Origin of the sequence: Photorhabdus stackebrandtii, assembly GCF_011189495.1 — a bacterium.
In the GTDB taxonomy this organism is placed as follows: Bacteria; Pseudomonadota; Gammaproteobacteria; order Enterobacterales; family Enterobacteriaceae; genus Photorhabdus; species Photorhabdus khanii.
This window is the reverse complement of the sequence record NZ_PUJV01000021.1, coordinates 1-22668: the sequence shown is the minus strand read 5'-3', so window position 1 is coordinate 22668 and position 22668 is coordinate 1. Positions and strand designations below refer to the sequence as shown.

Annotated in this window: 20 protein-coding genes, 3 tRNA genes and 2 pseudogenes; 10 read left to right on the top strand and 15 right to left on the bottom strand. The window is 43.6% G+C overall.

Annotated elements, in window-relative coordinates:
• Nucleotides 1-27: 27 nt before the first annotated feature.
• Nucleotides 28-786, top strand: coding sequence for a flap endonuclease Xni (gene xni / locus C5470_RS15950; RefSeq protein ID WP_166290630.1), 759 nt, complete (start codon nucleotides 28-30; stop codon nucleotides 784-786).
• On the opposite strand, the gene C5470_RS15945 is transcribed toward xni, so the two are convergent.
• From C5470_RS15945 to C5470_RS15910, 8 genes are all read right to left on the bottom strand, one after another.
• Nucleotides 783-2159: a TolC family outer membrane protein gene (locus C5470_RS15945; protein WP_166290628.1), complete on the bottom strand. Its 1377-nt coding sequence runs from the start codon at nucleotides 2157-2159 to the stop codon at nucleotides 783-785. The genes xni and C5470_RS15945 overlap by 4 nt on opposite strands.
• Nucleotides 2160-2161: 2 nt before the next feature.
• Entirely contained in the window at nucleotides 2162-3490 is a 1329-nt protein-coding gene (locus tag C5470_RS15940) for an HlyD family type I secretion periplasmic adaptor subunit (RefSeq protein WP_207627019.1), read from the bottom strand.
• 66 nt (nucleotides 3491-3556) lie between these two features.
• A complete protein-coding gene (locus C5470_RS15935; protein WP_166290624.1) occupies nucleotides 3557-5281 on the bottom strand; it encodes a type I secretion system permease/ATPase in 1725 nt (574 codons plus the stop codon).
• Nucleotides 5282-5359: 78 nt separating this feature from the next.
• Nucleotides 5360-5755: a protease inhibitor Inh/omp19 family protein gene (locus C5470_RS15930; protein ID WP_207627018.1), complete on the bottom strand. Its 396-nt coding sequence runs from the start codon at nucleotides 5753-5755 to the stop codon at nucleotides 5360-5362.
• A gap of 52 nt (nucleotides 5756-5807) precedes the next feature.
• Nucleotides 5808-7259 (bottom strand): serralysin, encoded by a 1452-nt coding sequence (gene prtA, locus C5470_RS15925; protein ID WP_278249194.1) that lies wholly within the window; start codon nucleotides 7257-7259, stop codon nucleotides 5808-5810.
• Nucleotides 7260-8476: 1217 nt separating this feature from the next.
• Complete coding sequence (gene rlmM / locus C5470_RS15920; protein ID WP_166290620.1) at nucleotides 8477-9577, bottom strand: 23S rRNA (cytidine(2498)-2'-O)-methyltransferase RlmM; 1101 nt, start codon at nucleotides 9575-9577, stop codon at nucleotides 8477-8479.
• Complete coding sequence (locus C5470_RS15915; protein WP_166290618.1) at nucleotides 9570-9965, bottom strand: DUF423 domain-containing protein; 396 nt, start codon at nucleotides 9963-9965, stop codon at nucleotides 9570-9572. Before C5470_RS15915 ends, rlmM begins: the two co-directional genes overlap by 8 nt.
• A gap of 63 nt (nucleotides 9966-10028) precedes the next feature.
• Nucleotides 10029-10949: a transcriptional regulator GcvA gene (locus C5470_RS15910; RefSeq protein ID WP_166290594.1), complete on the bottom strand. Its 921-nt coding sequence runs from the start codon at nucleotides 10947-10949 to the stop codon at nucleotides 10029-10031.
• Nucleotides 10950-11392: 443 nt separating this feature from the next.
• Between C5470_RS15910 and csdA the strand changes: the two genes are divergently transcribed.
• Together csdA and csdE are read left to right on the top strand one after the other, a co-directional pair.
• On the top strand, nucleotides 11393-12601 hold the full coding sequence (gene csdA, locus C5470_RS15905) for a cysteine desulfurase CsdA (RefSeq protein ID WP_166290592.1): 1209 nt from the start codon (nucleotides 11393-11395) through the stop codon (nucleotides 12599-12601).
• Between the two features lie 3 nt (nucleotides 12602-12604).
• Nucleotides 12605-13084 (top strand): cysteine desulfurase sulfur acceptor subunit CsdE, encoded by a 480-nt coding sequence (csdE, locus tag C5470_RS15900; RefSeq protein ID WP_166290591.1) that lies wholly within the window; start codon nucleotides 12605-12607, stop codon nucleotides 13082-13084.
• On the opposite strand, the gene tcdA is transcribed toward csdE, so the two are convergent.
• Nucleotides 13056-13868, bottom strand: a complete 813-nt coding sequence (tcdA, locus tag C5470_RS15895) for a tRNA cyclic N6-threonylcarbamoyladenosine(37) synthase TcdA (RefSeq protein ID WP_166290676.1) — start codon at nucleotides 13866-13868, stop codon at nucleotides 13056-13058. The genes csdE and tcdA overlap by 29 nt on opposite strands.
• Before the next feature lie 48 nt (nucleotides 13869-13916).
• On the bottom strand, nucleotides 13917-15014 hold the full coding sequence (gene mltA / locus C5470_RS15890) for a murein transglycosylase A (protein ID WP_166290674.1): 1098 nt from the start codon (nucleotides 15012-15014) through the stop codon (nucleotides 13917-13919).
• Between the two features lie 220 nt (nucleotides 15015-15234).
• Between mltA and C5470_RS15885 the strand changes: the two genes are divergently transcribed.
• The 5 genes and pseudogenes from C5470_RS15885 (at nucleotide 15235) to C5470_RS15865 (ending at nucleotide 16363) form a co-directional block, all read left to right on the top strand.
• Nucleotides 15235-15311 (top strand) — tRNA-Met (locus C5470_RS15885).
• Nucleotides 15312-15403: 92 nt separating this feature from the next.
• Nucleotides 15404-15480 (top strand) — tRNA-Met (locus C5470_RS15880).
• Between the two features lie 29 nt (nucleotides 15481-15509).
• Nucleotides 15510-15586, top strand: a tRNA-Met gene (locus C5470_RS15875).
• Nucleotides 15587-15739: 153 nt separating this feature from the next.
• A pseudogene (locus tag C5470_RS15870) lies at nucleotides 15740-16052 on the top strand (type II toxin-antitoxin system RelE/ParE family toxin).
• Between the two features lie 11 nt (nucleotides 16053-16063).
• The gene (locus C5470_RS15865) at nucleotides 16064-16363 is read left to right on the top strand and encodes a helix-turn-helix domain-containing transcriptional regulator (RefSeq protein ID WP_166290589.1); all 300 of its coding nucleotides are present in this window, start codon (nucleotides 16064-16066) and stop codon (nucleotides 16361-16363) included.
• Between the two features lie 67 nt (nucleotides 16364-16430).
• Here the strand turns inward: C5470_RS15865 and amiC are convergent, their stop codons facing one another.
• Nucleotides 16431-17678 (bottom strand): N-acetylmuramoyl-L-alanine amidase AmiC, encoded by a 1248-nt coding sequence (gene amiC / locus C5470_RS15860; RefSeq protein WP_166290587.1) that lies wholly within the window; start codon nucleotides 17676-17678, stop codon nucleotides 16431-16433.
• Nucleotides 17679-17919: 241 nt separating this feature from the next.
• Here amiC and argA point away from each other — a divergent pair, with 241 nt between their 5' ends.
• Nucleotides 17920-19254 (top strand): amino-acid N-acetyltransferase, encoded by a 1335-nt coding sequence (gene argA, locus C5470_RS15855; protein WP_166290585.1) that lies wholly within the window; start codon nucleotides 17920-17922, stop codon nucleotides 19252-19254.
• Nucleotides 19255-19387: 133 nt separating this feature from the next.
• Here argA and C5470_RS15850 read toward each other — a convergent pair whose 3' ends face one another.
• From C5470_RS15850 to C5470_RS15840, 3 genes are read right to left on the bottom strand one after another with little or no spacing between them, the layout of a single operon-like run.
• Nucleotides 19388-19597 carry a hypothetical protein gene (locus C5470_RS15850; protein WP_242688043.1) on the bottom strand — a complete coding sequence of 70 codons (210 nt, stop codon included), beginning with the start codon at nucleotides 19595-19597 and terminating at the stop codon, nucleotides 19388-19390.
• A 32-nt stretch (nucleotides 19598-19629) separates the two neighbouring features.
• A complete protein-coding gene (locus tag C5470_RS15845) occupies nucleotides 19630-19923 on the bottom strand; it encodes a type II toxin-antitoxin system RelE/ParE family toxin (protein WP_152964128.1) in 294 nt (97 codons plus the stop codon).
• Nucleotides 19924-19925: 2 nt separating this feature from the next.
• Nucleotides 19926-20195 carry a type II toxin-antitoxin system Phd/YefM family antitoxin gene (locus tag C5470_RS15840; protein ID WP_152964129.1) on the bottom strand — a complete coding sequence of 90 codons (270 nt, stop codon included), beginning with the start codon at nucleotides 20193-20195 and terminating at the stop codon, nucleotides 19926-19928.
• A 396-nt stretch (nucleotides 20196-20591) separates the two neighbouring features.
• Between C5470_RS15840 and C5470_RS15835 the strand changes: the two genes are divergently transcribed.
• Complete coding sequence (locus tag C5470_RS15835; protein WP_207627017.1) at nucleotides 20592-21686, top strand: Fic/DOC family N-terminal domain-containing protein; 1095 nt, start codon at nucleotides 20592-20594, stop codon at nucleotides 21684-21686.
• A gap of 143 nt (nucleotides 21687-21829) precedes the next feature.
• On the opposite strand, the pseudogene C5470_RS15830 reads toward C5470_RS15835, so the two are convergent.
• Nucleotides 21830-22205: pseudogene (locus tag C5470_RS15830) on the bottom strand (transposase); the annotation flags it as partial.
• Nucleotides 22206-22668 lie beyond the last annotated feature (463 nt).

The following is a 22668-nucleotide window of genomic DNA, read 5'->3' as shown; positions in this document are numbered from 1 at the left end:
GCATAACTCGGCAAAATAGTGACCCATATGATACACCTTCTGATTGTTGATGCTCTTAACCTTATCCGCCGTATTCACGCTGTGCAGGGTAGCCCATGCATTCCCGCTTGTGAACATGCGTTAAGGCAGTTGATCCAACATACCAATCCCACACATGCTGTTGCCGTATTTGATGAAGAAGATCGCAGTAATAGCTGGCGCCACCAAATATTGCCTGACTACAAAGCTGGCCGTTCACCCATGCCCGACAATTTGAAACAAGAAATGTCGCAGATCAGAGCGTCATTTGAGCAACAAGGGGTTGCCTGCTGGCATGCCCAAGGGCATGAAGCCGATGATCTGGCAGCAACGCTGTCAGTAAAAATCGCTTCCTCTGGTCACAATGTGACAATTGTTTCTACCGATAAAGGTTATTGCCAGTTACTTTCACCGAATATCCGTATCCGGGACTACTTCCAGAAACGCTGGCTGGATATGCCATTTGTTCAACGAGAATTTGGCGTTTTACCGGAACAGTTACCTGATTACTGGGGTCTGGCGGGTATCAGCAGCAGTAAGATCCCCGGGATCCAGGGAATTGGCCCTAAAACCGCAGCCACTTTATTGCAACAGGCCGGTACATTGGATAACCTTTTCCAGAATCTCGATCAACAACCCGATAAATGGCGCAACAAACTGGAATCAAATAAAGCAATCGCGTTTATCAGCCGGGAAGTTGCGTCATTACGTACCAATCTGGCTTTAACTGGCAATCTGCAACAACTCCGGCTGACAACTGCAAACTAGCGAAAATAACCCGCTATCTTATCCAGATGTTCGCCTTTTAATTCTCCGGCCTCGTTAAGCAGGCCGATCCAGGCTTTAATATAGTTATATTTTGCCTGAGAAAGATCACGCCGGGCAGTATATAACTGTTGCTCTGCATTCAGGACATCCACATTAACCCGCTGTCCGAGAGCAACACTTTTACTGGTCGCATCTACCTGCAAGCTGGCTGATTCAACGGCTATTTCATAAGCATTAATCCGTTTTTCGCTATTCAGGTACTGATTATAGTTGCGTCGTAATGCATTAAGGATTTCCCCCGCCTGAGCATCAAGATCATATTTAGTTCTGCCATATTGTGCCGCTGCCTGACGCACAGCGGCAGACGTCCCGCCACCATTATAGATATTCATACTCATCCGCACGCCAATAGTATCGGTTCGATATTTTTGATCTACCGTATTATCGCTGCTGGATTCGTTTTCAGAATGGGAGGCATAGAGTTCCAGCTTGGGTAAATAACCGGCCTGGTTACGTTGCACCTCATGATACGCCGCTTTCACTTCCTGACGGGAAGCGGCCAGCACCGGATTGTTAGCTAAGGCCAATTTTTCCCATTCCCCATAACGGTTAGGCGACAACTTCGATATCTGAAATTGTTTTTTATCCGATAATCGTTGTACCGGTAAATCAACAGGTAGAGGAACACCGACAATCAGTTGCAAACTCCGGATTGCCGCATCCAAATCGTCGTTGGCCGCTATCTCATCCGCAACCGCCTGACTGTAACGGGATTGTGTTTCCAGCACGTCAGTTCGAGTCCCTTCACCAGAAGTAAACAATTTCTTATTCAATTCCAGTTGTTTTTCATAAGCCATTTTCTGCCGCACAACTAAATCAATCTGATCCTGCGCATAAGCCACATCCACGTAAGCATTCACTACCCGAACAGCCAGTTGCTGAAAATCTGCCCGAAAACGTTCATTACTCATCAAGGTGTGAGCCTGACTGGCTTTAAAACGCGCCAATATTTCAAAATCCATCAATGGCTGAGTGACCACAATAGCTGCGTTATAACTGCGATATTGGCGATCCCGGGTTTCAGTGATCCTATTTCCCCGGCGATCATAGCCAGCAGGATATTCCGTATGTTGCCAGTTCCTTGGTGAATTCTGATAAGACATCATCACCTTAGGTAACAATTCTGCTCTACCAATCTTTTCGTATTCAGCCCCCCCTTCTTTCTCTTTTATTGCAGCAAGAAAAGTAGGATCATTTTCTAATGCCAGCGCATAAGCCTCTGTCAAACTTAGCGACCATGCAGGAAAAGAGAATAAACTGACGCTGAAAAGAATAAGCAAACCCACTGATAAAGAAGCGTGATTCAATTTCATAATTACTCCTCTATCAACGATGTTGAAGCCCGATCCACCAATGGCTTGAACAGATAACTAAACAGGGAGCGGGAACCCGTTTTAACAAAGACCTCAACCGGCATCCCTGGCCTGATATCCAAGCCTTTCAGTTTTTCCATCCCCTCAGGAGAAACCACGGCTCTCATCTGATAATAAGGTTGGCTGGTTGCAGGATCCACCAACCTGTCTGCGGAAACCATGACCACTTTCCCTTCAATTTTTGGCGTCCGGTTCTGGTTAAAAGCAGTGAACATCAGATCCACATCCATCCCTTTGCTAATCTTATCTGCCAAATTAACCGCAACACGGGTTTCAACCTCAAGCGCCATCTGGTCCGGCAGGATTTCCATCAGTTTTTCGCCGGGAGCAACAACACCGCCTTGCGTAAAAATATTTAATCCGACAACCGTGCCATCAACAGGCGCGACAATTGAAGTATGGGTAAGTTCGAATTGTGCTGTATCCAGCTTATTTCTGTATTCGCTGGCAGCACCCTGCACCTCCGCCAATTGGGTGCGAACTTCCCGCTGATAGTCTGCTTTGCGCTGGATAATACGCTGCTGCGTTTCCTGTAACTGTTTTTCAAGCTGACCAACGCGTCCTACCATTTCCGCTATACCGCTGTTGAGTTCAGCCTGCTCACGCAACAGCTCCAGATAACGGTTACGCGGAAAATAGCCCTCATCCGCTAAAGATTTAAGATTAGCTATCTGCTCCCTAAGCGCCACCTGCTGCACACGCTTGCTGACAAGCGAAGATTTCAACCCTTGAATCTGAAAATTTGTACCTTCGACAGACTGTTCAAGCCCTTCCAAGTCGCTTTGCAGTATTTCACGACGCGATGCAAACAGTTGTTTTTGCAGTACGATGATCTCTTTCACCCGGGGTTCAGATTGTAATTGCTGTAATATTTCAGGGAAAATCAGAGTTTCATCACCATGCTGCTCGGCCAATAAACGGGCTTCCGTTGCCAGCGTGGTATACAGTTGATCCTGAAGCACATCGACCTGTGCTTTTGCCTGCACCTGACTGAGCTGGACCAGTGTCTGACCCGCTTTGATTGTTTCGCCTTCAACAACCCTGATCTGGCTGATAATACCGCTTGCCGGGGCCTGAACTGTTTTACGGTTGCCATCCACCACCACCACGCCGGAAGAGGCAACCCCCTTATCCAACGGCGCTAATGCCGCCCAAATAAGAAACCCCAGGATCCCCACCCCAATCACTAACCATCCTAGTCGTAAAAAATGCCTTTCTTCCAGAGGCAACAATCCTTTTTCATCTCTTACCGGCGTAACCTGATCAGACATATCCACTCCCGGACAGAAATCTCCGTCTCAGCTATTTAATATTATTATGATTGAATGCCTATTTACTTATGATGCCTGTGCTACTGCCTTGGCCGCAGAATGTTCCTGATTTTGTTGCGATAAAGCCGCTATCACCTGCTGAGATGAGCCAAACATCTTCATTTTTCCCTGAACCAGCAGCAATATTTTGTTTGTCTGTGACAACAATGACATGCGGTGAGTAATCACAATCACTGTTTTTCCTTGCGCTTTTAGCTGAGAAATCGCCTCATTCAGTGCTCTTTCCCCTGCTTCATCCAGGCTGGAATTAGGCTCATCCAAGACCACTAATGACGGCTCATCATATAATGCACGAGCAAGACCAATTCGCTGCTTCTGCCCACCCGATAAACCCACGCCTCCGGCACCAATAACCGTGTCATAACCCTTATCAAGAGCCAATACCAGCTCATGAACACCCGCTTTCTGTGCCGCCTTAACGACCTTTTCCGGCTCCACTACATTAAAACGGGCAATGTTCTCAGCAATAGTGCCGCCAAACAGCTCAATATCTTGCGGCAAATAGCCTATTGAGGAACCCAGTTCATCTTTATTCCATTGATAAATATCGGCATTATCCAGGCGTACAACACCTTCCTGTGCCGGCCATATGCCGACAAGTAACCTGGCAAGGGTCGATTTCCCGGAAGCACTAGGGCCAATTAATCCCAGCACATCTCCTGCATCCAGCGTAAAGCTGATATCCTGTAAAACAACTTTGCTGTTTCTTCCCGGAGGCGCTGCGGAAACTTTATCCACCGCCAAATTACCTTTTGGTGCAGGTAATGACATTCCCGGTTTCCGTTCCGGTTGTTGTTCCAGTAGGTTTGTTAACCGCTGCCATGATAAACGGGCACCATTCCAACCTTTCCAGGCTTGAATAAGTTGTTCAATCGGTGAAAGTGCACGCCCCATCAGAATTGAAGCCGCAATCATCATCCCCGGCGTAATATGCCCATCAATCGCCAACCAGCCCCCTAATCCGAGGATCAGCGACTGTAATGCCATACGCACGGTTTTAGTGACTGAATTAATCACAGAAGCCCGTTCACTGGCAATGCGCTGGAAATTCAGAAAACGTTCATGCAACCCAAACCATCTCCGGCGAAGCACCGGCAACATGCCTAACGCCTCTATCACTTCTGCGTTACGTAAATTAGTGCTGGCAAGGCTGGCTGAACGCAGAGAGAGTTGACTTGCTTCAGATAAAGGCTGACTTGATAACCATTGATTCAACGCAGCAAGGGCAATTAATACCAGAGCACCTACTAATGCCAGCAAACCAAGCCAAGGGTTAAAAAGAAAAATAACCAACAGATAGATTGGAAACCAGGGAGCATCAAAGAAAGCAAACAAAGCATTGCCGGTTAAAAACTGGCGGATATTTGCCAAATCATTGAGCATCTGACCCGCATCTGTTGTGCCATTTTTCAGATTTGATTCATAAGATGCGGTATAAACACGATTATTCAACTTCATATCAAGCTGACTACCGATACGAATAACAATCATGCTGCGGATATATTCCAGCATACCCATCATGGTAAACATGCCAAGAGTAATCAGAGTCAACATCAGCAAAGTGATTTCATTGCCCGATGGCAATACTCTGTCATAAACCTGCAACATATAAACAGATGGAACCAACATCAGCAGGTTAATAAAGGCAGTGAACAACCCGATAGTCCAGAACACCCGGCTACGGGCACGAATAACATCAGTAATTTCATCCTTCGGGAGATGTAATTTCACAGTATTTCCTTAACAACTGTTTGATACATTTTTTTATCTTTCTAAAAAAATCGCCATCTGACGTTAACGTTCCCCGCCCTATCCACTTTTCTTATTGGGCTTCATCATCAATTCCCGGCCACCAGCAAAGCGGGCAAACCAGCCATCTGACTCCTGAGCGAAGAAAGCCAAACCACTGCCCTGTTCATCGGTAATCGTGATGCCATCAGGAGTAGGCCGCCACCCGGCAGGTACTTCGCCAAACATATCGGTCAAGCAGGCGCTATCACCGTTAAGTGACCAAATTGAACCCTCAGGTAATGGTTGATCAGTCAACGACACATCACATTGCTGATGCTTATCCGACAGTTGCCACACGCCTTTTAATTCACCGGCGTGCGGGAGATGAAGACTACTTGCCATACTTCCTCCGATGATGCTGAATGCAAGAGCAACAAAGAATACAAATTTCAGATACCAGGCTGAAAAAATCATTCCACCTCCAAACGAATAACCGCACCCAGTCAGGTGCGGTTGTGTTGCTATGTTATGCAAGGATGAAATCGGACTCTAATATCGGCTCTCCAACAATTTTCACCCAAAAATCATCGTAGGAGAATTTATCGCCCAGATTAATAGCGAAATCATTCACCTTATTAACCGTATCATAGCGAAGCACTGCTTCTCCAACTTCGCCAGTAAATTCCCTGACAAATTTAACGCCACCTTTCCCTGCTTCACCCAGATCAAACAACGACACATCAATTTTGTCCTCACCGGAAACAAAGTCATGGATCCAATCACGCTCAAGAGGTGGTGATTCTTTAGCGCTCAGGTAAACAAATGTATCTTTGCCTTCCCCGCCCCAAAGCTGATCTGCGCCCAGGCCACCGTAGATAATGTCATCACCGGCCCCCCCCTTCAGAATATTCTCAGCGTCATTCCCGATCAGAATGTCATTACCACTGCCACCAATCGCATTTTCAATCGTCACGCCACGGGCAATAGAGACGTTTCCTTTCAGGCCACCAACATCTGAGAAGGAAGCTTCGTTCAGATTGATGCGCTGATCCTGCGTAAAACCAGAAAAATCAAACGTATCATTACCACCCGCATCCCAAGCGGTGAACAATAACTTGCTATCTGCATCTTTTGCAGTATAGAAATCACGATCGGTGTTGGAATTAAAACCATATACCGTGTCATCTGTACGGGTTGTATTATTAACGCCATACACTTCTTGAATGGCTGAAATATCGTTAAGTAATGGAGCGGAAGAATAAATACCTTTAAAGTCCTGCCCGGTATTTTTTTCACCGAAATAACTCATGACAGTATAAGCGCGGCTATCTTCAAAATAGGTGGCGCTCTTCTTATAAGTCGGTCTTTCCTTATCAGACGCATTATATGCAGCGGGGTGCTCTAACCCCAGTGTATGGCCGATTTCATGAGTAAAAGTCTGACGACCATAACCATTTACGCCAATATCATTTTCTGAGAAAGTGTGACTTTTCAGGTTATACCAGGTTCCTGATTGTTTCGATTCAGGACTGGGAAGATAAGCAAACGCGTAGCTCCCGGTCAAACTAACGTCAAAGAAACCAAAGGTAACGTGGGCCTTATCCGAATCAGTTGTTTCAGTGAAATTAATATTAGCGACATCAGCCCAGGATTGTATTGATAGTTTCGCAGCAGCTCTTTGTTCTTCATTAAATGATGAAAACCCAGAAATATGCCAAGGCATATTCTCCGGTTTACTCTCCAGGAAACTATAAGTTAATTGGAAAGCTTCCGATTTATCGTCGCCCTGATGCCCCCAGCGATAATCACCTCGAATTAATTCTTTTGCAGCATTTTTACTTGGCTCATGCTCAACAACAATATTAGGATCCTTGCCTGGTACATAAGCCTGTAACTGTGCCTGAAGCTCATTTGCCTTTGCAGAGCCGATAAGTTCCGAGTATGAAATTTTCTTCTTTAAAGACATATATCTCTCCATAAATGCAGGACTTAGAATATAAAAACCTTTTTATTTAATTAAATACAAGTCAATAAAACCTGAGAACAATAGGCCCTCCTGGCCACACAAATAACAATGAAAATCCCTTTCACACAAACGTAACACTAAAGTTAATTATGTAAAAAGCAATTAGCATATTTTTTTAATATAAACGTGATAAAAATAACATAAAACAAATAAGCGATTGTTTTATATCACATAACTATTTAAGACAAAAAAAACACCTCTAATTTCCTATTGATATTTTATTATAGCTAAATTATCTATTATTTAATTATCCATAAAGTAAAATTTAAAAATTTTATAAAGTTCTTATAAATAATTATAATTAGAAATTATCACTACCAGCCAAATAAACAGACCAAATACGAAATAAAAAACACCCTATGCTTGCAATGCCAGGCATTCTGTGGCGCCTGAAAGTAAATTGAGTTAGGGCATATCCATACAAAACCAACATGTTATTATTAATCAAGGCAACAACAACCCTACGAAATCAATAAATAAAATATATATAACAGGAAATTTAATATTTTCTTTCTTCTTAATAGCTTCATCCAAATACAATTAAACTATATTTATGATTTTTAAATAACAGACAGAGACATCAGTATAGTTGATTGAGTAAAATTAAAAATAGAATATAGAAACAAACAATTAACATTTTGTTACGTGCATTGAAAGAATATTATATTTATCTGAATATCTATCGCAACGACCATTTAATAGAAAGAAAATATCTCAATAAAACATCAGAATTAACCAATATAAAATAGACACCCAATTAATATATATTCATAAAAGAAACCAAGATTACAATTATAATTTACAACCTTAATGCATTTAATTCTTTCATATTAAACCAATATATCATCAAACAATCACAATGACATATTGAATTTATTATTTACCTTAAGTCAAGTAAAAAACCAAAATTTACCAGATAAAAATCACACAATATTAATTATTACATTAAATCATGATGACCTTACCATAGAATATGGTGCAATAGTTTCTTTGTTGAATAAATGAGATAAATCATTTTATTACACTACTTTTATTCCACATAAAAATGAGAAATAAAATACAATAATGTCAACTAATACTGAAAAATGAAATCGCCTCAGAATATTTGAGGCGATTTAGGAAGCTTTATTTTCAGAATTTATTCCGGGATGCAGATGAACATAAGTGAATTAATAATCATCCCGGTTGGCTGCATAAGCAGACCAAATACGGCGGACATGAACGGTTATTTCTTCCCTGTCATGGTATAGATGCTTTGCTTGAATTTGCGCATTAATACCATTTTCCTTTAATTGCAGATCCATTTTCTGCAAATTATGCGCCACTTCTTCATAACGCTTTTTCATTGGTAATTTAAGATTAAAAATAGCTTCCCGGCACCAGCCATTAACCAACCAATCTGCCATTAGCTGAGTTACTTTCGCTGGTTTTTCCACCATATCACACACCAACCAATAAATATTTTTTGTCGAAGGTACAAACTTAAAACCGTCAACTTTGTGATGTTTAACCTGCCCCGTATCCATCAAACTTTCCGCCATCGGGCCATTATCTACAGCATGAACCATCATACTGCGTTTCACCAGTTGATAAGTCCAGCCCCCAGGGCACGCGCCCAAATCGACAGCATACAAACCACTCGCCAGACGCTCTTCCCATTCGTCATAAGGAATGAAAACATGAAAAGCTTCTTCCAGTTTCAATGTTGAGCGACTCGGTGCATCTGAAGGAAATTTCAGCCGGGGAATGCCCATATAAAACGGTGAGTTATTATTACTGTAAGAATAACCAACATAACAACAACCCGGAGCAATAAAGAAAACGTGTATTACCGGGCGGTTAGCATTTTCTCTCATCTGCAAGATCTTTTCCTGACGCATCGCATTACGCAGCGGAACAGTGAATTTCCGGCAAAATTTCAGTAGCTCTTTGCTTTCGTTGGTATCAGGCACTTCAACCCGCAATTCACCGGCACGTTCCATGACACCCTGTAACATACCAATAATCGGGCTTATCCGATCTTCAGGAGATAAATCCCGCAATAATTCTCCCACGACCAGCATTTGACGGGCAAAAATCAACCCCCGGAATGATATCTCACGAATAAGGCGATCCGCATCTTCATGTTGATAACACTCAAACAAGACATAACCACTGTTCTCTTTCACCCGGGAAAAACCGTAAATCTCTTTTTGACCCGCTTTATCGGTGATTTCTGCTGCACACTCTTTTTCAAAACCAGGGCGGCAATATAAAGCAATTTTATTCATGGCAAAGCGCCGATTTCCTTAGACGCAAAGCGCCGATTAACACTAAGAACCAGCCGATAAGAAAGCTGAGTCCTCCAACTGGAGTAATATAAGCAAAAAATTTAATCTGCAATAAGGCCATACAATAGAGGCTGCCACTAAACAACAAAATGCCTACCGCGAAAAAGACCCCGCTCCAGTAAAACCAGAGAATAACTTTACGCATCAGCATGGCAGACATCGCCATCATTGCCAGAGTGTGGATACCTTGATATTGCAGACCGAGATCAATCCAACTTATCTGATATTTTGCCATCATAGGGGATAAGAAATGCGTCCCAATAGCACCAAACGCCACATAGAAAAAACCACTGAAGCCAGCAAAGATAAGCATTAAACGACTATTCACTGTTATCTTCCTTTTTCACATTATATTTGAGAGCTCTTACAGCCCGAATACCTTATGCTTTTCTTATTCATTGGTAATAAAGCCCAGTTTCTCCTGCTCACTGGCTGCCTGTGCCAGCACCCATTGCCGGAATGCCGCGATTTTCCCTACCTCAGCCTGATTGTCATGACAGACAAGGTAAAATGCATTCTTACTCACTAACACATCATTAAATGGACACACTAAACGCCCGGCATCAATTTCAGTCCGAGCCATAACATTATTTGCCAATGCAATCCCCTGACCATGAACCGCGGCCTGGATCACCATTGCACTATGGCTGAATATAGGACCTTGCTGAACATTTATCTGCTGCTGCATATCAAGCTGGCGTATATAAGCCTGCCAGTCACGGCGGGAAGAATCGTGTAACAATGTATGTCGTGCCAAATCTGCGGGAATTTTCAAAGGGTTTTCCCCAGTCAGTAGCGAAGGTGCGCAAACGGGGAGCAAATATTCCGCATAAAGACGATCCGTTCGCAACCCCGGCCAGTTTCCACGACCATAAAAGATAGCAACATCAACATCATCAGCGAGTTTATCTTCTTCTCTGTCTACCGCCTGTATCCTGACATCAATTCCCGGATAAGCTAAATTAAAGCCAGACAACCTTGGAACCAACCACTGAATAGCAAAACTGGGTGAAAGACTGACAGTCAAAGCACCTTTAGCACTTCGTGCCTGAAGTTTACACGTTGCTTCATTTATTGATGTGAATATTTCTTTAATATCCAGATAGTAGCTTTGCCCCTCTTCAGTCAACAATAATGATCGGTTGCGACGACGAAACAACTTCAAGCCAAGGAAATCCTCCAGACTTTTCATCTGGTGGCTAACTGCGGCCTGCGTCACAAATAACTCTTCAGCCGCCTTAGTAAAACTCAAATGACGCGCCGCAGCATCAAAAACCCGCAACGCATTCAGTGGTGGTAAACGTTTGGACATGTGAACCTTTATACAATGTTGGTGATACCGGTAACTCTTTATATTTAGTTATTAGTTTTTGTAATCCGAATCATTATAAATTGTCCATTGAGGATACACCAGTAAATCCCTATAGTGGCGCCACTTCCTAAGCCGGAACGAAAAGTGAATTAGTTGTAACACTATGAAACTTTTGGCTTTGTGGTTGTGATGTTGTGTTTGCAAGTTGTCTGGGAAACCGGACTGTGTAGCTTAGGCTACTGTTTTTTTCACTTCCTGTACATTTACCCTGTCTGTCCATAGTGATTTTTAATGCACCGCGATTGCGGTGCTTTTTTTGTCATAATAGCGGGAACATGGCAATATTATTCAATGTAACAACCTATCCATTTTCAGCCAGAAGCAAGCGGATCATCACCAATAGAATAATCTGATCAATAACCACGAAACCTAATTAAAACACTATGAAAAAGTTCGAACCAGAACAGTTCCGCCAACAATTCCCAGCCCTGCAACAACAAACTGTATTCCTGGATAGTGCAGCAACGGCCCTGAAACCACAAGCCATGATAAAGGTAACTCAGGATTATTATCAATACAGTGGTACTACTGTACATCGCAGCCAACACCATACAGCGCTGGAAATCACCTCTCGCTATGAAAATGCCCGGCAACAGGTTGCTGAACTCATCAATGCTCCAAAAGCTGAAAATATTATCTGGACAAAAGGTACAACAGAGTCTATCAATCTGGTTGCCCAAAATTATTTCCGTTACTATCTCCAGCCCGGAGATGAAATTATCGTTAGTGAGCAGGAGCACCATTCCAACCTGATCCCTTGGTTAATGCTGGCGGAACAAATCGGTGCCAGAGTGATTAAATGGCCTTTAGGCAACAGAAAATTGCCGGATATCAACACGCTGCCTGAACTCCTGAACAAACGCAGCCAATTGATAGCAATCAGTCAAATGTCTAATGTGACCGGCGGAGCTGTCGATCTGACTGCAATAACAAAAATAGCGCGCCAACATGATTGTCTGGTCGTTGTTGATGGTGCTCAAGGAGTTGTTCACAATCCCGTTGATGTTCAGCAATCTGACATTGATTTCTACGCGTTTTCCGCTCATAAGCTCTATAGTTCAAATGGCGTTGGTGTACTTTATGGCAAAAGTGAGTTACTTGATGCGATGTCTCCCTGGCAAGGCGGCGGAAAAATGCTTACCCACGCTTCATTCAGCGGTTTCACACCGGAAGCTGTACCATTCAGGTTTGAAGCGGGGACACCGAATGTTGCCGGTGTTATTGGTTTTTCTGCCACGTTGGAATGGCTAAAAGATATTGATATCGTCAAAGCTGAAGCCCATGCCGTCACACTCACTGACTATACCGAACACCAACTTTCCGCTTTACCCGGATTTATCAGTTATCGCATTGCCGGTTCCAGCCTGTTGGCTTTTAATTTTGCCGATATTCATCACAGTGATCTGGCGGCTATTTTAGCAGAACAAAATATTGCCTTACGCTCCGGTCAGCATTGCGCTCAACCACTGCTCGAGGCTTTAGGTATCAACGGTTGTTTGCGTGCCTCTTTTATGCCTTATAACAATCAACAGGATGCCGATTCTTTCGTTCAGGCAGTAAAATTCGGCCTTTCTCTGTTACAGGATGAATAAAATATGGCTCAAGCCGCAAAAAACCTGACCGCACCACATCCATTTGGCAAGGAAATTAGCCAACAACAGCTAGTTGAAACATTTAACCAATGCCGCCAATGGGAAGATCGCTATCGCCAGTTAATCCTGCTGTCCAAGAAACTGCCTACACTACCTGATAACTTGAAACAACAAGATATCGAAATGTCTGGCTGTGAAAACCGGGTTTGGTTAGGACATCAATTACTGTCAGATGGTTATCTGCATTTTTATGGCGATAGCGAAGGCCGCATTGTCAAAGGCTTGCTGGCGGTGATATTGACCGCGGTGGAAGGAAAAACACCGCAACAAGTTTTGGAAACTAACCTGTTGACGCTGCTCCACCAACTTGGGCTGGAGCAACAGTTAAGCGGCTCACGGTTGAACGGCGTGAAATTGCTGATTCATACGGTGCAAAACACCGCAAAAAATTATACTAAAGCGCCCCCTGACGTTGAGCTTTAGCAACCATCTTTTTCAGAACATGGGAAACCGCAACAAATCCGAATGTCGCCGTGACCATTGTTGCGGCACCAAAACCCGATGCGCAATCCATGCGTTTCGTCCCCTCCGCGGTACTTTTAGCGGCACAAACAGAGCCATCACTCTGTGGATAAACCAACTGCTCAGTTGAGAACACACAATCAATTCCCAACTTGCCTTTACCGTTCTTCACAACGTGATAATCAGATTTCAGCCTTTCCCGTAATTTAGCCGCTAAAGGGTCCTGAATCGTTTTCGCCAAATCAATAACCTGAATTTGTGTAGGGTCAAGTTGTCCACCCGCCCCACCAGTTGTTACCAACGGAATTTTATAACGACGACAATAAGCCAACAGCGCCGCTTTTGGCCTGACACTATCGATCGCATCAATGACATAACTGAATCCAACCGCCATCATCTCTGCAACATTATCCGGCGTGAGAAAATCATCAATACACGTTACTTTACACTCAGGATTAATCGCCAGAATACGTTCAGCGATCACTTCCGTTTTTGGTTGTCCAATATGCTGTTTTAAAGCATGCAACTGGCGATTAGTGTTAGTGATACAGACATCATCCATATCAATCAGGGTAATCGCGCCTATTCCTGTACGAGCTAACGCCTCGGCTGCCCAGGAACCCACCCCACCGATACCCACGACACAAACATGGGAATGAGAAAACAAAGAAAGCGCTTTTTGGCCATATAAACGGGCTGTACCCGCAAAGCGCTGCATATATGCATCAGAAAGAGAAGTTTGCATCACTGAATATCAATCCTGAAAACCTGTTATAAAATTTGTGGAAAGGAATTACTGATTTACCGTTAGCATAACAGGCTGCTCTTCTTTCAGCACCCAAACCCGGCCGTAGTGATTATAGAAACCCGCTGCGATACCAGCCTCATCACCAATACCATGATAGATATCGAAATGATGTCCCTTTATTGCGCCGCCGACATCCAGTGCAATCATCAGGCGCATCTGGTACTGACCGGTAAATTTACCCTGGTTATCCAGCAAAGGTATCTCCGCCAGCAATGTTGTTCCTGGTGGAACAAGCATTTTATCAGCGGCCACAGCGGCTTTTGCAATCAGAGGAACGCTACTCGCTCCCCGCACCGAGGCATACACTTCGGGTTTAAAAAAGACAAATGATGGATTCTGTTCTAGCAGCTTACGAACCTCTGCCTCACTGTGCGATTCAGCCCATTTGCGAATCGCCAGCATAGAGATATCTTTCTGCGCGATTTCTCCGCGTTCAACCAGCAGCCTGCCAATACTCCGATAAGCCTGTCCATTCTTACCCGCATAACTCAAAAAGGTCAGCGGCTCGCCGTCACCAAAATCGACATAACCACTGCCCTGCACTTCCATAATAAAATTATCAATCAGAGAATTACTATAGCCAATGATCAGGTTGGAACTGAGGGCGCCATTGTATATCGCAGCCCGGCTTGGTAAATGATATCTGCTTTTAGACGGCATACGGTACAAGGGATATCTAAACTCCCCCTGTTTAACGCGGCGGGCCTGTAACACCGGCGTATAATAACCCGTGAATTGGACATTACCGTAATTATCCACACCTTCCATCTGGTAAGCGCGTAAATTAAACAAATTTAATTTACTGGTTGCACCGCCAGCCAGTACCCAATTCTGAACTGCGTCAAAAGTTGAGCTATTACGGCTATACAGGCGGGGAGCAGATTGACTGATAAGCATAACCTGCTCTGAAAAATCTTTAGCATTAACCGGCCTGCCCTGAGCATTGGGCTGATTAACCAGCAATAAATCCTGAGTGATATGACCATCTTTATATTGTTGGCCCTGAGCTGTTGGACGGGAATGACATCCAACTAACAGTGAAATCACGATCCCACACAGAAAATACTTACTCCAGAATGTCATTGCTGCTTTCTCTCTTACCGACATTGCCTAACGGCGAACAATACCAAACCAACAAAAATAATGAAACTTACTACAAAAAAATGACTTAATGAAACAGCGACACAAACGAATACAAAAACACCAACATGCAGAGTAACTAATCAAAAAAGTAACGAAACAAACAATTTTTAATAAAAAAACTTGCAACAGATCTGATCCTGAGTATAGTGCCCGCATCGGACGCGGGGTGGAGCAGCATGGTAGCTCGTCGGGCTCATAACCCGAAGGCCGTCGGTTCAAATCCGGCCCCCGCAACCAACACAATGAAATAGTTCGATATTTGCGAATGAGGAACCTATTCCGGCAGGTATTAATAATGCAGGAAAACGAAAAAATGGGTTCTCAACGGACGCGGGATGGAGCAGCATGGTAGCTCGTCGGGCTCATAACCCGAAGGTCGTCGGTTCAAATCCGGCTCCCGCAACCAATTTTTGCAATTCAAAGTATCAAAACGGACGCGGGGTGGAGCAGCTTGGTAGCTCGTCGGGCTCATAACCCGAAGGTCGTTGGTTCAAATCCGGCCCCCGCAACCAATTCTTAATGCGTTTCAGCATACAAATTCCAAAAACAACTTCTGGATGGTTTTACCTCCACCGTATTTGCCTATCTGTACTCAGTTCAATTACGAATATCCACCTATAGTCATTTCGAGCTTTCGTTATCGTTTATAAACGATAACGAAAGCTATGAACGAAATACGACACTATATCGACAACAACGGACGTGACCTCTTCGGAGAATGGCGAGAACAGGTACGTGACACCAAGGCTCAAATTGCTATTGACCGACGCCTCATACGCATGGAGCTGGGCAACTTTGGCGACCACAAGCCCCTGTCCGAAGGTGTCTGGGAACTACGTATCGACGTAGGGCCAGGGTATCGGGTCTATTGGCTTAACTATCGTTCTGCTACTCTGCGGCGGCGATAAACGCAAGCAGGACGCGGACATAACCCGAGCCAGTGAATACTGGCGCGAATGGAAAAACAGCAACAAATAGGAGAACGAGTAATGAAAGACAGATCACACAACGACGCAATGGCCGAAGTGTTCCGCAAAAATCCAGCTTACGCAATCGAGCTACTCAACAGTATCCTTGAGGATAGAGAACAAGCCGAGCTACTGATTGCTCTTCGCCAAATGACCAAAGCCTTCGGCGGCATTCGTAACGTGGCCAAGGAAGCCGAGTTGAATCCGAACCAACTCTATCGCACCTTGTCGGCCGAAGGCAACCCAGAGGTCAGAAATCTAAGCACAATCCTGCGTGTCATGGGATTACGCCTGGCAGTTCAACCGATCATTACCCACTAGCAGAGGAAGGGAGTATAGGCTAAAAGAAAATAACCTCCCTTCCCTTTTCAGTGTTAAAAATAATCCGCTAAGATACGTTTACATTGCCACCATTACTAAAATACGCTTTGATACCGGCGAAAATGGACTCCGCTACCTGCTGCTGGAAGCGCGCTGTTTTCAATTTTCGTTCCTCTTCAAGGTTACTGATAAACGCAGTTTCTACCAGAATAGAGGGGATATCCGGTGCTTTCAGTACCGCAAACCCAGCCTGATCCACCCGGTTCTTATGCAATTTATTCACCTTACCCATGCGCTTGAGCACTTCACTGCCAAATTTAAGGCTGTCATTGATTGTCGCAGTCTGTAGCAAATCAAACATGGCATGATCCAGATACTTATCACCGCTTTTACTTACACCACCAATCTGGTCAGCTTCATTTTGCGTTTGGGCCAGAAAACGTGCGGTATTACTGGTTGCGCCTTTAGTAGAAAGTGCAAAAACCGAAGAGCCACGTGCAGCCCGGTTAGAAAAGGCATCAGCATGAATAGAAACAAATAAATCAGCCCGCATTTTACGTGCTTTTGCCACCCGGACTTTTAGCGGGATAAACACATCTTCATTACGAGTCATATACACTTTCATGCCCGGTTCACGCTGAATAATAGTTCGCAATCGACGGGCGATTTGCAGAACAACGTCTTTCTCGCGGGTTTTATATTTGCCGATAGCGCCGGGATCTTCCCCACCATGCCCAGGATCGAGCATAATAACAATTGGCCTGTCTTTACCTGCTTTACCTGACTTCGGTATTTCTGCCGGTAAGTCTTCAGCCAAATTACCTTTATTATACTCTTCAAGCAGAGCAAGTAATGGGTCATCATCCTTATTTGCTCCCGCTGCGGGATAAATATCCAAAACCAAACGGTGCTTAAATTCCGCCACGGGTTTCAAAGTAAACATATGTGGGCTGACCGATTGTTTAACTTCAAACACCAGACGGACCGTTTTAGGATCAAACTGCCCCGTCCTGACCAGTTTAAGATAAGGATCGCGGGATTGAACCTGCTCTCCCATACCTTTTAGGGTATGATTTAATTGCACATCTTCGAGATCAACCACAATTCTGTTTGGATTTTTCAGCGTGAACTGACGATATTTGAGTGGAATATTGGACTCAAGAGTCACACGGGTATAACTGGATGCAGGCCAAATACGAACCGCAATAATTTTTGATGACGCTGCATAACCCACTTGGCTGACACTAAGCAACCACATTGCTGCGGCTCCCTGCAACAAGCGACGCCGTGACAGATTAAAATCTGAATGACTCATCTACTATTCATTCCATTCATAAAATACAAATATTCAAGGTGATATTCAACTCAGGAAACAACCAAGTGAAAAACGCTAACCAACATTATGCTGCCATCAGTAATAAGTATTTTATATTTGGCAAATTATTCACGTCCACATATATATCGCAATGTTTTTGTTTTAATTGCCTCTTGCCATTTTCTTTCAAAAGGAATAAAAATACATAAATTACGAATAAAAATTCAATCGAGGGTCTGTTATGAAAGAACGCAGCACCGAATTAGTTGAGGGATTTCGCCACTCGGTTCCATACATCAATGCACACCGTGGCAAAACTTTTGTTATCATGCTTGGCGGAGAGGCTATTGCTCACGAGAACTTCCCGAACATCATCAACGACATCGGATTACTGCATAGTTTAGGCATCCGGCTGATAGTCGTTTATGGTGCCAGACCTCAAATTGAACAAAACCTTGCAACCCATCATTATGAACCGATTTACCACAAACACACCCGCGTTACCGATAATAAGACATTAGAATTCGTCAAACAATCTGCTGGCTTACTACAACTGGATATCACTGCACGTCTTTCTATGAATCTGAATAATACCCCGTTACAGGGAGCAAATATTAATGTTGTCAGCGGTAACTTTATTATTGCTCAACCCCTTGGTGTTGATGATGGTGTGGATTATTGCCACAGTGGAAAAATTCGCCGTATTGATGAGGCAGCTATAAATCGTCAGTTAGACAATGGTGCAATAGTGCTCATTGGTCCGGTTGCAGTTTCCGTTACCGGCGAGAGTTTTAATCTGTCATTTGAAGAAGTTGCTACTCAATTGGCTATCAAGCTACAAGCTGAAAAACTAATTGGTTTCTGCTCTACTCAAGGCGTACAAGGCAAAGACGGAAAAATTCTATCTGAAATTTTTCTTAATCAGGCGCCAGATCTCATTAAAGAGCTGGAAGCTGAAGGTGACTATTATTCAGGTACAGCCTGTTTTTTACGGAGTGCCATAAAAGCTTGCCGTCGTGGCGTTCACCGCAGCCACTTATTGAGTTATCAGGCAGATGGTTCTCTGGTTCAAGAATTATTCTCCCGTGATGGTATTGGTACTCAAATAGTCATGGAGAGCGCGGAACAAATACGCAGAGCGAATATTAATGACATCGGCGGTATTCTCGAACTTATTCGTCCGTTGGAACAGCAAGGCATTTTGGTTCGCCGTTCAAGAGAACAACTTGAGAGAGAAATAGATCAATTCATCATTATTGAACGCGACAACCTGACTATCGCCTGTGCTGCCCTTTACCCCTATCCTGGTGAGAAAATTGGGGAGATGGCTTGTTTAGCGGTTCATCCTAAATACCGGAGTTCTTTAAGAGGTGAAGAACTTATGAACCGCATTACAGATCACGCGAAACAGCTCGGATTGGAAAAACTTTTCGTCCTGACTACCCGCAGCATTCACTGGTTCCAGGAACGGGGTTTTGAACCGGCGGAAATCTCAATGCTGCCAATTCAGAAACAAGTGCTATACAACTACCAACGTCGCTCTAAGATTCTTATGTTGAATTTGGAGCCACTGTAATGAGCTGATTAATGTTGAAAAATAACTCATTACCATTGGGAAAACGTCCTGTCTGGCGATCGATCAGATCGCCTAAACCGGGTTCGATTTTCTCTGACTAAAATATAGATCCCAGGGAACGCCGATAATGCCCTCAGCGATACCCTGAGCCAGCATTTCCATCAGTTTGGCAAATAGGAAAAAACCGCGTACTGCTGGCAGATGTAATCCATTTGGACAAGTGATGCACTCTATCCATCACCTGTTTGAACCCATCCATATAGTCATAACAGGTTTTCAGTAATTGTGCATCGCCGGTTTCGGTAAGCGGATGGCATTGACTTAATCTCAAAGGCTTCGCCATCAACGGTGTTACCTACTCACCCTAGACCCCTATTACAGATGTTTATGTGGATCTTGCGCCTGATGCAACACCGCCAACACTTCGATACCAGTCGGAACTTCCCGATAGTAAATAATGTGGCTCTCAACGGGAAAACTCAGCACACCATAGTGAAGATCTTCACTACGATCACGACCGGGCGAGGGGTGACGATCAAGAATTTCCGTCATAGTCACACGCAATGAAGTTGCATAAGCCTCCGCGATATTCGCCCCCCACCGGCGCATGGAATAGAGTTTCATTGCACGAATATGCTCTCTGGCCTTCTTAGTAAACCGAACACTCATCCTTAAGCCTTACCCTCAAGCTCATCAGCCGTCAACGGTGCAAACACATCATCAATACTATGCAATTCGCCACGGTCAGCTTGTGCAATAGATTCAGCCAGAACGGCTTTTAAACTCTGTAGCTTGAGCTGCGCGAACTGGTCATACTCTTCAGGAGAAATGACCACGGCCACACGCTTACCATGCTTACTAATTTCCACAGGCTCACGCTGCACCTTCATAAGCAGATCACCAAACTGGTTCTTAGCTAATTGTGCGGGAATAACTTCCATACATCACCTACCGTCTAAAATGGCTTGAATAGCCATTATAGCTAAACGTGCAAAAAATCACCAGCAATCAAAAACAGCCTAGCTAACAGATCCTCAACGAAATAGATGTGGGGACACGGATCTGTCGGGAGCTGGATGCGGTAATTCTGCAAGTCCGGTTCTGAGGAGGGGCCTACCTGGGTGACCGGGTAGGTCTACTCATCCCAGGACCCCTAAGACATTCCTGCAAAAGTTAAAAGAACACTTTTCCTTATTTTATCTTCAGCCTTAAGTTAAAATAATGTGCAGTCTTATTTTAACTTTAAGCTATGCGAATAAGGAGTAAAAAACCTTGCAACGCGGATCTACAGGTCACTATGTCCCAAGATTGCTGGCGGTGTCGCCTGCCAGGCTTTTGTGCCTCATCCTCTACCACCGGTACCGCCGCTTGATATTAATAGCAAATTGCAACGACGAATCAATGAGGCCATGTTAGCACTGGGTCGATTAGACGCGATTAGTACGTTATTACCAGACGCGCATCTATTTCTTTACAGTTACGTCCGTAAAGAAGCCGTTATGTCCTCTCAAATTGAAGGTACTCAATCGTCCCTCAGCGATCTAATGTTGTTTGAAATGGAAGGGATGCCTGGTGTGCCAATGGATGATGTACAAGAGGTATCTTGTTACGTTAATGCTTTATCATTAGGTGTACAACGTATTCAAGAGTCCTATCCCATCACTTTTCGTTTAATCAAAGAACTATATACCGCTTTAATGACATCAAGGAGAGGTATAAGCCGTGGACCTGGAGAGTTCCGTCAAAACCAAGTGTGGATCGGTGGTCATCGTGCTGATGAAGCTACTTTTATCCCGCCTCCGGCTAATGAATTGGCTGATTGTTGGGCCGCATTGGAGAAGTTTATTAACGATGTTCCTGAGCCGACAGATCCATTGATAAAAGCAGCTTTAGCTCATGTTCAGTTTGAAACTATCCATCCATTTATGGATGGTAATGGTCGGTTAGGACGCTTATTAATTCCCTTAATTTTGGTGGAAGCAAAGGTTTTGAGTCAGCCTCTTCTGTATCTATCCGTCTTTTTTAAAAAACATAGACAAACCTACTATGAACGTCTGCAACAAGTCCGCATAACTGGGGATTGGGAAGCGTGGTTACTATTTTTTGTTGATGCGATTACGGCTACAGCGACACAAGCAGTCAATATCGCCCAACAACTTTATCAGTTACACCGTGAGCACAAAAAACTGTTGCAGCCATTAGGGCGTATAGAGAATTCAGCGAGCCAGATATTGGATGCGTTATTTGAGCATCCTATCGTCAACATTAATAAATTGGTGCAACTTACAGGGCTGACACCGGCAACAATTGGTAAGGTTATGGAACGCTTATCTCAGGCTGATCTCGTATTGGTCTCTGAACTTACCGGCCAAAAACGCAATCGCGTGTATGCTTATAACCGCTATATAGAAATTTTAAACCAAGATTTTTAACAAAACCATATTAATATCACATGGCAGGATTCCACTTTATTTATCCTGTCATGTGATATTTATTTATCAGCGATTCTATACTCCACTTATTTTACATTTACCTAACTTGCCATAATCATTTAAAATCACGAATACAGAGGTATTAAATCTTTTATATCAAATTTATCTTGATAAATCAGTCTATAAATCGTCTCATGATGCAAAGATATCCCTTTATGTTGCTTCAAATAATCAGCCACTTGTTCAGGACTTAAGTCTTTTCAAATTAACCGTTTTATCCATCTTTTGACTTCCGGCGTTATTTTCACCGCTTTCTTAGCAAAATGACGACGAGCCAGTCCCTTCAAAATGAGCCTGTTCAGGGCAGTATGTCTGGACTTCTTGGTTTCTCTTCAATTCTCTGCTGATGGTCGACGGGCTTCGCTTAAGTAACTGAGCAATGAAACACTGTGAAAAACCCGCTTCTTTTAAACTGGAAAGCGGGTATCTTTCTGTTTCGGTTAGTTGTGTATAGGTCATAGTGCGTTTTCATGTGGTGGGAAAGATACCGACTCTAGCAACTGGCCCCTTTCTGAAAAATTGCACTTATTAGTCTAATCAGCAAAATATATCTTTGACTTCCATTTAACTATTATTTAATGCCAAATAATTACAAATTAAAGTCATAAATTCCGCTTGATCACATTGAGGCAGTTAATTCTAACCCATTAAATTTCTCATCGTTATTTATTATATCCCGCAAAAAATCTTCAATTTGATCAGAATAAAATTTCGTTATTAAAAGAAAATAAGTGCATTCTTCCTTCCCTTTCCCATTCTCCCATTCGTATGGTAATTAACCAAATTGTTGCACACTGTCCAAAGGAGGATAACGACTGATGGCCGCTGAAAAACACTATGCCGTCATTGACGGCGCCAGCGAACCCCGATTGTTCTTTGTTCTGGAACATGTTAATCCCCCGGTGACCTGTCTTTATAATGA